General features: G+C 70.5%; 10 protein-coding genes. 7 read left to right on the top strand and 3 right to left on the bottom strand.

The window, feature by feature from the left end; all coding sequences use genetic code 11:
* Positions 1–53: 53 nt before the first annotated feature.
* Positions 54–1,655 (bottom strand): serine/threonine-protein kinase, encoded by a 1,602-nt coding sequence (locus ACTIGN_RS11175; RefSeq protein WP_439623793.1) that lies wholly within the window; start codon positions 1,653–1,655, stop codon positions 54–56.
* 516 nt (positions 1,656–2,171) lie between these two features.
* On the opposite strand from ACTIGN_RS11175, the gene ACTIGN_RS11170 reads away from it, so the two are divergent.
* Together ACTIGN_RS11170 and ACTIGN_RS11165 are read left to right on the top strand one after the other, a co-directional pair.
* Positions 2,172–4,703 carry a DUF1549 and DUF1553 domain-containing protein gene (locus ACTIGN_RS11170; protein WP_439623792.1) on the top strand — a complete coding sequence of 844 codons (2,532 nt, stop codon included), beginning with the start codon at positions 2,172–2,174 and terminating at the stop codon, positions 4,701–4,703.
* A gap of 110 nt (positions 4,704–4,813) precedes the next feature.
* The gene (locus tag ACTIGN_RS11165; RefSeq protein ID WP_439623791.1) at positions 4,814–6,196 is read left to right on the top strand and encodes a HAMP domain-containing sensor histidine kinase; all 1,383 of its coding nucleotides are present in this window, start codon (positions 4,814–4,816) and stop codon (positions 6,194–6,196) included.
* Between the two features lie 81 nt (positions 6,197–6,277).
* On the opposite strand, the gene ACTIGN_RS11160 is transcribed toward ACTIGN_RS11165, so the two are convergent.
* Positions 6,278–6,646, bottom strand: a complete 369-nt coding sequence (locus ACTIGN_RS11160) for a hypothetical protein (RefSeq protein ID WP_439623790.1) — start codon at positions 6,644–6,646, stop codon at positions 6,278–6,280.
* A 72-nt stretch (positions 6,647–6,718) separates the two neighbouring features.
* Here ACTIGN_RS11160 and ACTIGN_RS11155 point away from each other — a divergent pair, with 72 nt between their 5' ends.
* Positions 6,719–6,976, top strand: a complete 258-nt coding sequence (locus ACTIGN_RS11155; protein WP_439623788.1) for a hypothetical protein — start codon at positions 6,719–6,721, stop codon at positions 6,974–6,976.
* 165 nt (positions 6,977–7,141) lie between these two features.
* Complete coding sequence (locus ACTIGN_RS11150) at positions 7,142–7,900, top strand: 3-keto-disaccharide hydrolase (protein ID WP_439623786.1); 759 nt, start codon at positions 7,142–7,144, stop codon at positions 7,898–7,900.
* Between the two features lie 335 nt (positions 7,901–8,235).
* On the opposite strand, the gene ACTIGN_RS11145 is transcribed toward ACTIGN_RS11150, so the two are convergent.
* The gene (locus tag ACTIGN_RS11145; protein ID WP_439623784.1) at positions 8,236–9,570 is read right to left on the bottom strand and encodes a vWA domain-containing protein; all 1,335 of its coding nucleotides are present in this window, start codon (positions 9,568–9,570) and stop codon (positions 8,236–8,238) included.
* Positions 9,571–10,093: 523 nt separating this feature from the next.
* Here ACTIGN_RS11145 and ACTIGN_RS11140 point away from each other — a divergent pair.
* The 3 genes from ACTIGN_RS11140 to ACTIGN_RS11130 all read left to right on the top strand — a co-directional run bounded on the left by ACTIGN_RS11140 (position 10,094) and on the right by ACTIGN_RS11130 (position 12,224).
* Entirely contained in the window at positions 10,094–11,071 is a 978-nt protein-coding gene (locus ACTIGN_RS11140) for a response regulator (protein WP_439623782.1), read from the top strand.
* A 29-nt stretch (positions 11,072–11,100) separates the two neighbouring features.
* On the top strand, positions 11,101–11,673 hold the full coding sequence (locus ACTIGN_RS11135; RefSeq protein WP_439623780.1) for a hypothetical protein: 573 nt from the start codon (positions 11,101–11,103) through the stop codon (positions 11,671–11,673).
* 188 nt (positions 11,674–11,861) lie between these two features.
* Positions 11,862–12,224 carry a response regulator transcription factor gene (locus ACTIGN_RS11130; protein WP_439623778.1) on the top strand — a complete coding sequence of 121 codons (363 nt, stop codon included), beginning with the start codon at positions 11,862–11,864 and terminating at the stop codon, positions 12,222–12,224.
* Positions 12,225–12,392 lie beyond the last annotated feature (168 nt).

The raw sequence follows: 12,392 nt of genomic DNA, 5'->3' as shown, positions 1-12,392 counted from the left end.
TCACCTTCGCGAGGACTCCGGTCGCTGACGCTCCCGGCTCGCCAAGAACAGACTCACTTCACGAACGTCTTGAGCGCGAGGCCCATGCCGGCGAACGCGGCGACGGTGAGCACGATCACGACGAGCGTGGTCATCATCCCCCCGCCCTCGGACGGGCGGCGGCGGGCGCCGCGGCCGCGGGCCGCGGCGCGGCGGGCCGGGCGCTCCTCTTCCTCTTCGTCTACTTCGGCCCGCCCCGCCGCGGCGATCTGCGACCACGACTGGAGGTTCGGGTTCGGGTTCGCGGCGCGTGCCGGGGCGGGCTGCGGTTGCGGGCGGGGCATCGGGACCGGGGGCGCGGGCGTGTGGTCGGGGTGCGCCGGGACCGGGTAGTACCCCGACCCGGGGACCGGCGGGTAGTGCGCCGCGGGCGGGACGGCGTAGTGCCCCGACCCGGGCGGCGTGTGGTACGTTCCGGAGCCCGGCGGGACCGGGTAGTGCCCCGAACTCGGCGGCGCGGCCAGGACGCCGCTGAGCTGCCCGCTCACGAACGAGTACTGCCCGCCCTGCTGCTGCGGCAGGTCGAAGTTGATCGAGTCGCCGAACGACGACAGGATGTTCTCGAGGCGGGCGACGACCTCGGCCGCGGACCCGGGCCGGTGGGCCGGGTTCTTGGCGAGCATCTGGTGGAGCAAGGCGGCCAGCGCCGGGGGCGTGTCCGGGCGGACCAGTTCGAGCCGCGCCGGCTCCTCCCACAGGTGCCGCCGGGCCTTCTCGTCCACCGTGCCGCCGGGGAACGGCGGCTGGCCGGTGAGCAGGAAGTACCCGACCGCGCCGAGGCTGTACAGGTCGGCGGCCTTGTCGGCGTGCTGCGGGTGGTTGGTCTGCTCGGGCGAGGTGTAGTCGGCGGTGCCGAGCCAGCTCCCGGGCGACGGGGTCTGGGCCAGGGCCTCGGTCGTCGGGCTGAACTTGGCGACCCCGAAGTCGGCGATCTTCAGGAGCAGCTCGGGGGCGGTCTTCGACGGCCGCGACACGAGCAGGTTGGTCGGCTTGATGTCCCTGTGGAGCATCTTGCGGCCGTGCGCGTGCTCGAGGCCTGCGGCGGCCTGCCACAGCAGCTCGCACGCCTCGGAAATGGGGAGCGGCCCCCGCTCCTTGATGAGCGTCTCCAGGTTCGGCCCGTCCACGAGTTCGAGGACCAGGTAGAACCGGTTGTTGATCTCGTTGGCGTCGTAGGCGGTGACGATGTTCGGGTGGTTCAGCTGCGCCGCGGCCCGGACCTCGAGCTGGATCGCCTGGCGGGCGGCCGGGGTGTCGGTCAGGTTCGCGGCCAGCACCTTCACCGCGACCGGGCGGTTCATGGTCTGGTGCCGGGCCTTGTACACCCGGCCCATCGGCCCGCGGCCGACCTGGTCGAGGATCACGTACGGGCCGAGGTGGAACCCGTCGCTCCGCCCGGCGAGGAGCCGCTCGGCCTGGAACCGGGTCAGGTGCCCGGCGGCGATGAGGGCGCGGGCCGCGTCGGTGGCGGTGGCCGCGGACGCCGGCACCGACGCCTCGACCTTCGCCAGCAGCATCGGCGGGAACAGGTTCGCGGCCCGGACCGCGACCAGGAACTTCTCGCGCGAGTTCGCCGCGGGGGGGCTGCTTGCCGGGGCGGTGATTGGCGAGGTCATGTGCACGGACCCGGTGCGGCGGTGGTCGATCGAGCTGCGTGTTCGGCGCGGGGTCGGGCGGCGGTCCGGGGGAACGCGGCTGGGGGCCACGCTCTCACGCGCGTTCGGATTTTGAGAAGACACGAGGTTCTATCCCGAGTGTAGGACACAGAACGACCGGCCGGCGCCGCGTTCCCCGCAATTCGCGCGACCCGCACAAAATGCTCGACGAACCTGAACGTACGGGGGTTGTATCGGGGGCGCAACGGGCGGCAGGGTTCGGGCCGCACGGGGAGAAGTGCGGCGCCGGCGCGAACCGACACTTCCACCGGTCGCGCACCGCAGCCCTCCGCTGCGGCTCCCTCCACCCGTGATCGCGGACCGGCCCCGGAACGTCTCACAAACCGGCGGATTTCCCCTCGCGTGGCCCCGTTGCGTCGCGTAACCTTGATCAATGCCGCGGCCACACGGCATCCCACCAAAATTCCGGGCGACAGCCCGGCTCGCTGCTCGCACACCCCACCGCGAGGTCCGATCATGCTGCTGCCACACCACAGGACGCCCTCCGTCCACTCGACTTGCGCCCGCGGTCTCGCTGCGGCCCTGCTCCTCTGCGCGGCCGGCCCGGCGGCGCTCGCGGCCCCGCCCGTTGAGAAAGACGAGCGGGCCGCCGTAATCGGTCAGCCGGTCGCCCTGGACGTTACGCCGGGCGACGTGAAGCTGGTCGGGGTCCGCGACGCCCGGCAGCTCGTCGTCTCCGGGAAGTATTCGGACGGCGCGGTGCGCGATTTAACCGCCGTCGCGGAAATGAAGGTCGAGCCGGCCGGGGTGGTGGAGCTCCAGGAGGGCGGGTTCCTGCGGCCGAAGAAGAACGGGACCGCCACGGTCACCGTCTCGGCCGGCGGGAAGCAGGCGAGCGTGCCGCTCGCGGTGACCGGGATGGACCAGCCGGCCCCGGTCAGCTTCCGGCGCGACGTGATCGCGGCGCTGAACGTCGGCGGGTGCAACATGGGCGCGTGCCACGGCACCCCGAGCGGCAAGAACGGGTTCAAGCTGTCGCTCCGCGGGTTCGACCCGGCCGCCGACTTCCTCCAGCTCACCCGCGACCAGTTCGGCCGCCGGTCGGGCAGGCACGACGCCGAGCAGAGCCTGCTGCTCATCAAGGGCATCGGCCGGGTGCCGCACGAGGGCGGGCAGCGGTACGGCGCGACGAGCGTGCCGGCCGAGATGATCGCCGCGTGGCTCGCCGAGGGCACCCGCGACGACGCCCCGGCGCTCGCGGGCGTCAAGAAGGTGGACGTGCTCCCCGGCGCGCGCGTCCTCCGCGCCCCGGCCAAGTGGCAGCAACTCGCGGTGAACGCGACGTTCGCCGACAACGTGTCCCGCGACGTGACCCGCCTCACGAACTTCAGCAGCAGCGACCCGAGCATCGCCGACGTGACCCCGAACGGGATGGTCGAGTTCAAGCGGTCCGGCGAGGTCGCGGTCCTGTGCCGGTACCTCGAAGAGATGGTGTCGGTGCGGCTCACGTACCTGGAGCCCCGCGACGGGTTCGCGTGGCCCAACCCGCCCGAGGCGAACTATGTCGATAAGCACACGTTCGCCAAGCTCAAGCAGATGAGCATCGCCCCGTCGGACCCCTGCACCGACTTCGAGTTCGTGCGCCGCGCGTACCTCGACGCCATCGGCCGCATGCCGACGGTCGAGGAGTCGAAGGCGTTCCTGGCCGACGCCGACCCGAAGAAGCGCGACAAGCTGATCGACGCGCTCGTGGACACCCCCGAGTTCGCCGACTTCTGGGCGATGAAGTGGTCGGACGTGCTGCGGAGCAGCCGCAAGACGATCCAGACGAAGGGGAGCTACGGGTTCCAGGCGTGGCTCCGCGGGCACTTCCAGAAGAACACCCCGTGGGACAAGGTGGTGCAGGAGCTCATCACCGCCAACGGGAACAGCTACGCGAACCCGCCGGCGAACTACTACCGCATCGCCAAGGACCCGCAGAGCCTCGCCGAGACGACGGCGCAGTTGTTCCTCGGCGTGCGGATGCAGTGCGCGAAGTGCCACAACCACCCGTTCGAGCGGTGGAGCCAGGACGACTACTACGGCATGGCCGCGTGGTTCGCCCGGGTGAAGACCAAGCCCGAGCCGGCCGTGGGCACGCCCGCCGCGAAGAACGCCGGGGCCGCCGAGGTGGTCTACGCGAGCCGCGACGGCGAGGTGCAGCAGCCCCGCAGCGGGAAGACGATGAAGCCCCGGTACATCGGCACCGGCGACGCCGACGTGAAGCCCACCGAGGACCGCCGCGCCGTGCTGGCGACGTGGCTCACGAGCGGCGACAACGCCTTCTTCTCGAAGTCGGTCGTCAACCGCGTGTGGTTCCACCTGCTCGGCAAGGGCATCGTGGACCCGGTCGACGACTTCCGCGAGTCGAACCCGTCGTGCAACGACGAACTGCTCGACGCGCTCGCCAGGGACTTCGCGAAGAACAAGTTCGACATGAAGCTCCTGGTGCGGACGATCATGAAGTCGCGGACGTACCAGTTGTCGGCGCAGCCGAACGCCTCGAACGCGGACGACACCAAGTACTTCTCGCACGCGGTCACGAAGCTGCTGACGGCCGAGCAGTTGCTCGACGCGATCTGCGACTTCACCGCGATGCCCGAGAAGTTCGCGGGCCTGCCGGCCGGGACGCGGGCGACGCAGCTCCCCGACGGCGAGGTGAACCACCCGTTCCTGAAGGCGTTCGGGCAGCCGGCCCGCGAGCTGGCGTGCGAGTGCGAGCGGGAGAGCGACGGGAACCTCGCCCAGGCGCTCCAGCTCATCAACGGGCCGACGGTGAACGAGAAGGTCCGCGGCGCGAACAACCGGCTCGGGAAGCTCCTCGCGGCGAAGGCGACCGACGAGCAGATCCTCACCGAACTGTTCACCGCGGCGCTCGCCCGTGCCCCGTTTGAAGACGAGAAGAAGATTTCGCTCGGCCACGTTGCCAAGGGTGCGGACAAGCGTAAGGCATGGGAAGACGTGGTGTGGGCGCTCATCAACACCCGCGAGTTCCTGTTCCGGCACTGATGCTCCGGCCGGGCGAGCGGGGGGCGTGAGCCCCCCGAGTGCTACGCGATCGCAGCACACCTCGGGGGGCTCACGCCCCCCGCTCGCCTTGATCCACAAGACCAACTCGCATGTTCTGGCGCCTCTTCCTCTCCTACCTGCTGCTCGTCGTCGCGGCCGTCACGCTCGTGGGAGCGGTGATCCACCTCCGGGCCGAGGACGTGTTCCGGGAGTTGTTCCACGAGGTCGCGGTCGCGGTCGGGGTGGTCGTCCTGGTCTCGGCGTGCGCCGCAGGGGTGCTCGCGAGCCGCCTGTCGCGCCCGCTCGTCGAGCTGAACGTGGGCGCGCGCCGCCTCGCCGACGGCGACCTCACGCACCGCATCGAGGTGAGCGGGCACCACGAGGTCGCGACGCTCGCCGGCACGATCAACGACATGAGCGGCCGGCTCTCGACGATGCTCCGGCTGCTCGAGCACGACCGCGAGCAACTCCGCGCGATCCTGTCGGGGATGGTCGAGGGGGTCATCGCGATCGACGACCGCCGCCGGGTGCTGTTCGCCAACGACCGGGCCGGCAAGCTGCTCGGGTTCGTCCCCGACCAGGCGGTGAAGCAGAAGATCTGCGAGGCGATCCCCGAGCAGCCGTTCCGCGAGATCGTCGAGACCGGGCTCGCCGCCGCCGAACCGCACCGGGCCGAACTCGACTGGAAGGGGCCGCCGGCCCGGAACCTCGCGATCTACATCTCGCGGTTCCCGGGGCACGGCATGCCGGGGGCGGTCATCGTCGTCCACGACACGACCGAGTTGCGGCAGGTCGAGAAGCTGCGGCAGGACTTCGTCGCGAACGTGTCGCACGAACTCAAGACGCCGCTGGCGGTCATCAAGTCGAGCGTCGAGACGCTGGTCGACGGCGCGGCCGAGGACCCCGAGAGCCGCGAGATGTTCCTGACGCAAGTGACCCGCGAGGCCGAGCGGCTCGAAGAACTCATTCAAGACCTGCTCAGCCTCGCCCGCATCGAGTCGGGGAACCTCGGGCTGGAGCCGATGACGCTCGCGCTCGGGCAGGCGATCACCGACTGCGTCGAGCGGCACCAGGGCCGGGCCGAGGTGAAGACGCTGACGATGGTGGAGAAGCCGCCGGCCGACGTGCGCGGCGAGATCTTCGCGTGGGCCGACCCCGACGCGCTGCGGCAGGTGATGGACAACCTCGTCGACAACGCGATCAAGTACACGCCCAACGGCGGGCGGATCACGGTGCGGTGGACGCAGTCGCCGGACACGGTGAGCTTCGAGGTGGAGGACACCGGCGTCGGCATCCACGCGGACGACCTCCAGCGCGTGTTCGAGCGGTTCTACCGGGCCGACAAGGCCCGCAGCCGCACGATCGGCGGCACCGGCCTCGGGCTGGCGATCGTGAAGCACCTCGTGCAGGCGATGAAGGGCCAGGTCCGCGCGTCGAGCACCGTCGGCAAGGGCACCACCTTCCGCGTCACCCTCCCCCGCGCCGCGGACTGAGTTTGTGTCTGGTGGGGCAGGCATTCTTGCCTGCCTCCAGTCACCTCGGGAGGCAGGCAAGAATGCCTGCCCCACCACCTGTTAAGCCGCGACCAGCGGGAGCGCGCCACGCACACATCTCGGGGTGCGACGATGACCGAGCAAGAGTGGCTGACGTGTGACGATCCGCACTGGATGCTGGATTTCCTTGGAACAAACCCGTCCGGCCGGAAGTTGCGGTTGCTGTCCTGCGCTTGCGTTCGTTCTGTTGTCCCATTCATAAGCGGCATCGACGCACCAGCAATTCTTGCGCTGGCCGAACGCATCGCTGACAATGATCCCGAGGTTGATGTAGAAAACGATTGGATCGCGGAAGAACAGCGAGTCCGTGAATACCGACTGCGAATGACATCTCGGAGAGACCAGAATCTGGCGGGTTTCCTCGTCACAGTTCTCGGCGAAGATGTTCACGATGAAGCATCCTGGGCATTAGACTTCCTCAGCGAATGGCAAGTCGAAGCGTTAGGGCGTGACGATCCGCGAGTGCGAACCGAGCTTGTGCATGAGTTCTTCGGCAACCCCTTCCGGCCCGTGGCGCTCGATCCGGCGTGGTGCACGTCAACGGTCGTCGCGCTGGCGCGCGGCATCTACGACGAACGCGCCTTCGACCGAATGCCCATCCTCGCCGACGCGCTCCAGGACGCGGGGTGCGACAGCGCCGACGTGCTGACGCACTGCCGGGGGCCGGGGCCGCACGCCCGCGGGTGCTGGGTCGTTGATCTGGTGCTGGGGAAGGTGTAGCACCCAAAGCCCGGCGAGCCGGGAGCGTCAGCGACCGGAGTCTTGTGACACGTTGCTCCGGTCGCTGACGCTCCCGGCTCGCCCAAATCAGGGTTGGCGGTGGCTTCCCCGGCGGCGCGGTCGCCCATTCGAGGGGTCGTGCCTTTCCCTCATTCGGAGCGAACCGTGCTCACGCAGCGCACTTTCCTGTTCACCGCCGCAGCGGCGGCCGTCGGCTTCGGCATCAACGCCTACGCGGCCCGCCAGATCGAGTACAAGAGCGGCATCGTCTTCCCCGAGCCGAAGATGGTCGCCCCCGGCAAGACCGACGCCGAGCCGCCGGCCGACGCCACCGTCCTGTTCGACGGCAAGGACCTGTCGAAGTGGAACAACGGCGACAACTGGGAGATCAAGGACGGCGTCGCCACCGCGAAGAAGAGCGGCATCACCACCAAGGAGGCGTTCGGCGACTGCCAGCTCCACATCGAGTTCGCCACGCCCGAGAAGGTCGAGGGCAAGGGCCAGGGCCGCGGCAACAGCGGCGTGTACATCATGGGCAAGTACGAGGTGCAGATCCTCGACTCGATCGACAACCCGACGTACTTCGACGGCCAGTGCGCCAGCATCTACAAGCAGTCGCCGCCGATGGTCAACGCCTCCCGCAAGCCCGGCGAGTGGCAGACCTACGACATCCTTTTCACCGCCCCGAAGTTCGGCGAGGACGGCAAGGTGACCAAACCGGCCTACGCCACGGTGATCCACAACGGCGTCGTGGTCCACAACCACTTCGAGCTGCTCGGCGGCACGTTCTACGACCGCCCCCCGGTGTACCAGAAGCACGCCGAGAAGCTCCCGCTGAGCCTCCAGTACCACGGCAACCCGGTGAAGTTCCGCAACATCTGGATCCGCTCGTTCGAGCCGCTCGTCGGCAAGAAGCCGGAGTGAGTTGGTGAGTGGAGAGTGGTGAGTGGGCAGTGGTTTGTGAGCCGCGGAGCGGCGGCCGACGGTAGCCAGGGGTGCGGCCCGCTTCGGGCAAACCCCTGGTCCCGAGGCGAACGCTCCCGGACCGGGGTTCCCGTCGTCGTGCTCGCTCCACCAATGGCGACCCTCGGCCGCCGCTTTGCGGCGACATTGGGTGCGCCGGGTGCCCCGGACGCTCCCGCCCGTGACCTATCGCCACACCACCACTCACCACTCATACCGGTCTGTGGGATTGGTATTGGTCCGAACCCTCGCTCGGCGCTCGGGCTCGGACCAATACCAATCCCACAGACCGGGTGTCACGTCTTCACCTGCACGACGGTGCCGTAGGGCGGGGCGAACCCCGAGTACCCGTCCACGATCCCCCACAGAACGGCGTGGGGCGGCTCGTCGTCCGGGTACGCGATGAACCCGTCGGTCAGCACGAGCACCGCACTCACCTCCGGGTCGGCCGCCAGCGCGTCGAGCGCCGGGCTCATGTCGCTGCCGCCGAACCCGGTGACGCGGTACGCGGCCAGTTCCGCCGGGTCCAGCCAGTCGTCGGCCGTCACCCCCGCGTCGCACTGCAGGACGTGGACCCGCGTCACGCCCGCCCCCTCGCAGAAGGCCGCGAGCAGCCCGAGAACGTGCGGCAGCGTGTTCAGCATCGACCCGGACGTGTCGAGGACGACGTGCAGCGCCCACCCCTCGCGCGTGCGGCCGGGGAGGACGACGCCGTCGGCCCGGTCGGCCCCGCGGCGGCTCGGCCGGGCGAAGCTCCGCGGCCCCGGGGCCACCGCGTCGAGCCAGTGCTGGAGCGCCAGTTGCCACGGCGGCCGGTACGCGGTCGCCACCGCCTCCATGAGCGCCTGGCTCGCGCCCAAGTCGGCCCCCCGGCCGAGCCCGCAGTGCCTGTCGAGGTGGTCGCGGAGTTCCTTCAGGCTCACCGACCGCACCGCCTCGCGCCGCACCCGGTCGCGAACCGCGGACCGCTCCCGCGGCCCCAGGTGCGGCTCGAGCGCGGCCTCCTCGGCGGCCGTGAGCGTGTCGCCGGTCGCACTCGGCTCCTCGGCGTCGCCGGCGGGCTCGTCCGGGTCCGGCGGCAGCAGCCCGAGCCGCTCCAGTTGCTCGGTGATCGCCGACTTCGGGGCCTTCACCCTCCGCGGCGGCTTCTTCGCCCCGACCGACCAGCACGCGGCCGGGCTCCCCGGGTGGGCGTCGCGGGCCAACTCGGCGACGAGCGCCTCGAGCGACTCCCGCCGCGCCCCGTGCCGGACCAGCCCGCCGAGCGGCACCTCGCGGCCGAGTTCGATCGAGAGGACGTCGTTAATGACGTAGTCGTGGGCGACGTTCACGAGGTGCGGGTCGGCCCCGCCCGCGCGGCCGAACGTGTCGAGCGCCAGGTGCAGGAGTTCGTGCGCGACGACGAACGCGAGGTCCGGCAGCGGCGCCTCGGCGAACACCCGCGGGTTCACGAGCACCAGCCCGCTCGCGCCGATCGCCGCCACGGGGTACTTCGCCGACGCCCGCAACCGGACCGCGTGGCACAGACCGGCGAGGTGCGGGAGGTTCGCCGCGACGAGCCGCAGCGCCAGGGCGGCGTTCACCAGCGCGAGCGGCTCGTCCGGGGCCACTGTGGTTTCCGACGCACCCATTTCGCCCCCGTTCCGGGATGACGTGGCTTACCACGCCATGTCGTAAAATCGGCCCACGCAGTGTGGAAAATGCGACCAAAATTGCTTGTCGCGCGCGGGGTGGAAGATATCGTACTGGAGGTTTCGCACCGCGCGGACTCTCCCCCGCCGATCGCGTACGCGGATCGGTTCGAAGGCTTGGTTGGGTCGGACCTCTCCCCCGTTCCCCCTCCAGCAAGATACCCCGCCACCGCCACGAGTTCGCCTCGCAGCCGGCACACTGTTGTTTGGAACCATGTACCGATCGACGACACTCGAGAACGGCGCACGCGTGGTCACCCACGCAGTGACCGGTCCTCGGTCGCGGCCGCCCGACGCCAGGCACCGCGCGAGCGGCCGCCGGGGCGGATAGTGTCCGATTCGCTCCTGAATAAGTGAACGTGAGAACGGACCGGACCCGCCGGCGTCGGCACGCCGCTCGCATTGGGTGCGGGAGCCGACTTTACCAGAACGCGCCGTGATCCGATCGTTGCCTGGAGTGGCGATGACGAACGTGACCGTAGTTGATCTGCTCCGCGAGGCCACCGTCGCGGTCCGCGCGAAGGACCGGCCCCGCACCCGCGAGCTGCTGCTGGAGGCGACCCGGCTCGACCCCCGCAACGAGACCGCGTGGCAGTGGCTCGCCGGCGTCGCCGAGTCGCCGGCCGAGGCGCTGCAGGCCCTGGAATCGATCCTTTCGCTCAACCCGAACAACGAGAAGGCCAAGGCCGCCGTCGGCCCGGTCCGGCTCCAGGCGGGAGTCGCCGCGGCCAAGGCCAAGGACGCGACCACTGCCCGCCGGCTCCTCCGCACGGTGATCGCCAACGACCCCCGGTGCGAGTCGGCGTGGGTGTGGCTCGCAAGTGTGGCAGAGTCGCCGACCGAGGCGCTCGCCCACCTCAATCGCGCCCTCGAGATCAACCCGGACAGTGCGCCCGCCAGGCGCGGGGTGCTGTTCTACCGGGCAAAGCTGGAAGCAGCGCAGCTCACAGAGGAGGCACCGCGGAGCGCGGCCGGCGACGCCCCAACCGTCAGCGGGGCCAAGGGGGGCACCGCGATCATGCCCCGTCCGCCCGTTCGGCAGCAGCCCCCGGCCGCCCCGAGCCGCGGGACCGTGCTGGTCGTGGACGACAGCCGCACGATCCGCAAGCTGGTCGCCATGACCATGACCGGGGCCGGGTTCACGGTCGTCGAGGCCGAGGACGGGTCCGCCGCGCTGGACCGCATCCGCGACATCGGAGCCCCTGCGCTGATCCTGCTCGACATCGCCATGCCCGGGATCGACGGCTACGAGGTGTGCCGCCTCGTGCGGCGGAACCCGGACACGCAGAAGGTGCCCGTCATCATGCTCACAGGGAAGGACGGATTCTTCGACAAGATCCGCGGCCGCCTCGCCGGGACGAACGCGTACCTGGCCAAGCCGCTGAAGCCCGACACCCTCCTCGAAGCGGTGCGGAAGCACTGCCCGGTGGCCGCCGAATGACTCGCCCTCCCCTTACCCCGAGCCGCGCCATGACCGCCGCCCTCAAGCTCCACCGGGACGACGACGACGCCGACGCGCTCGCCCCGTCGCGGCCGAAGCCGCCGCCGGCCCCGGTGGCCCCGACCATGCCCCCCGCCGAGTGGAACGCGACGCTGGTGGCCCTGCTCGCCCGCCTGGAGGACCGCCGGGGCCGCATCCCGGCCCGGGTCCGCGGGCACGCCGCCGCGATCCTCGACGCGGTCGAGGGGATGGTCGCGGACTGCGAGGCGGTCACCGCGGACGCGACGTTCGCCACCGACCTGAACGACCTCCAGGCCGAGGCGCTGGCCAAGGCCGGCGCGTTCCTCATGGCCACCGGGGACTCGCGGCAGGCCGCGCCGGTCGGCGTGTTCCGGTCCCTGTGGTCGAAGGTGCGGACCCGCGACGACGCGGCCGCCCCGCAGATCCGAGCGTGCGCCCTGGCCGCGTGCGAGACCCTCTCCGCGTACTTCACCCTGTTCACCCGGGCGTTCCCGAAGTCGGCCCTGGCCCGCGACTGGGTCGAGGCCGCCAGCGCGTTCCTCGGTGAGTTCAACACCCAGATCCGCGACCTCCCCGAGTGAGCCCGCGGCCGGGGGCTTCGAGTTCAACGTTCCGAGTCGGGAGCCCGGCACGCCCGGCCCCGCGGGGGCGGGAGCGGAACGCGAACCCCCTGGCACCGTGCAGACGAGCACCTGTGGCCGGCCCCCGAGTGGCCGGCGCCCGGCGGTCCCCGCCGCGCCACGAGTTCCCCACGCACGGAGACCCGCCCATGGCCCGGACCATTCTCGTCGTCGACGACAGCCCGACCGAGTTGAAGGTCGTCAGCTCCGCGCTCACCGGCAACGGGTACCGCGTCATCACCGCCGCCGACGGCGAGGACGCGCTGGTCAAGGCCGCCGCCGAGCGCCCGGACCTGATCCTGCTCGACGTGGTGCTGCCCCGCAAGAACGGGTTCCAGGTGTGCCGGCAGCTCAAGACGGCCCCGGGCACCCAGGGGATCAAGGTCGTGCTGCTCACCAGCAAGCGCCAGGACAGCGACCGGTTCTGGGGGCTCCGCCAGGGGGCCGACGGGTACGTGACCAAGCCGTTCGCGGAGGCCGAGCTCCTCTCCGTCCTGGGCGGGTTGCTCTGAGTACCAGAGGACAGAAGCCCAGACGCACAGAAGACAGAACCCGAGGCCGCCTCGTCGGACACTTCTGGCTTCTGTCCTTCTGAGGTTCTGTCCTCTGGTTGCTCGGTTGAAATCATCGGTGGTTGGCGGGCCGCCACGGAGGGCGGCCCCTACAAACCAAACGCGAAC

Origin of the sequence: Gemmata sp. (assembly GCF_051859125.1) — a bacterium.
In the GTDB taxonomy this organism is placed as follows: Bacteria; Planctomycetota; Planctomycetia; order Gemmatales; family Gemmataceae; genus Gemmata.
This window is presented reverse-complemented; position numbering and strand designations above follow the sequence as displayed.

Excerpts from the sequence above, each read along its gene's own strand:
- ACTIGN_RS11175 (WP_439623793.1), bottom strand. The coding sequence starts at position 1,655 with ATGACCTCGCCAATCACCGCCCCGGCAAGCAGCCCCCCCGCGGCGAAC.
- ACTIGN_RS11170 (WP_439623792.1), top strand. The coding sequence starts at position 2,172 with ATGCTGCTGCCACACCACAGGACGCCCTCCGTCCACTCGACTTGCGCC.
- ACTIGN_RS11165 (WP_439623791.1), top strand. The coding sequence starts at position 4,814 with ATGTTCTGGCGCCTCTTCCTCTCCTACCTGCTGCTCGTCGTCGCGGCC.
- ACTIGN_RS11145 (WP_439623784.1), bottom strand. The coding sequence starts at position 9,570 with ATGGGTGCGTCGGAAACCACAGTGGCCCCGGACGAGCCGCTCGCGCTG.
- ACTIGN_RS11140 (WP_439623782.1), top strand. The coding sequence starts at position 10,094 with ATGACGAACGTGACCGTAGTTGATCTGCTCCGCGAGGCCACCGTCGCG.
- ACTIGN_RS11135 (WP_439623780.1), top strand. The coding sequence starts at position 11,101 with ATGACCGCCGCCCTCAAGCTCCACCGGGACGACGACGACGCCGACGCG.
- ACTIGN_RS11130 (WP_439623778.1), top strand. The coding sequence starts at position 11,862 with ATGGCCCGGACCATTCTCGTCGTCGACGACAGCCCGACCGAGTTGAAG.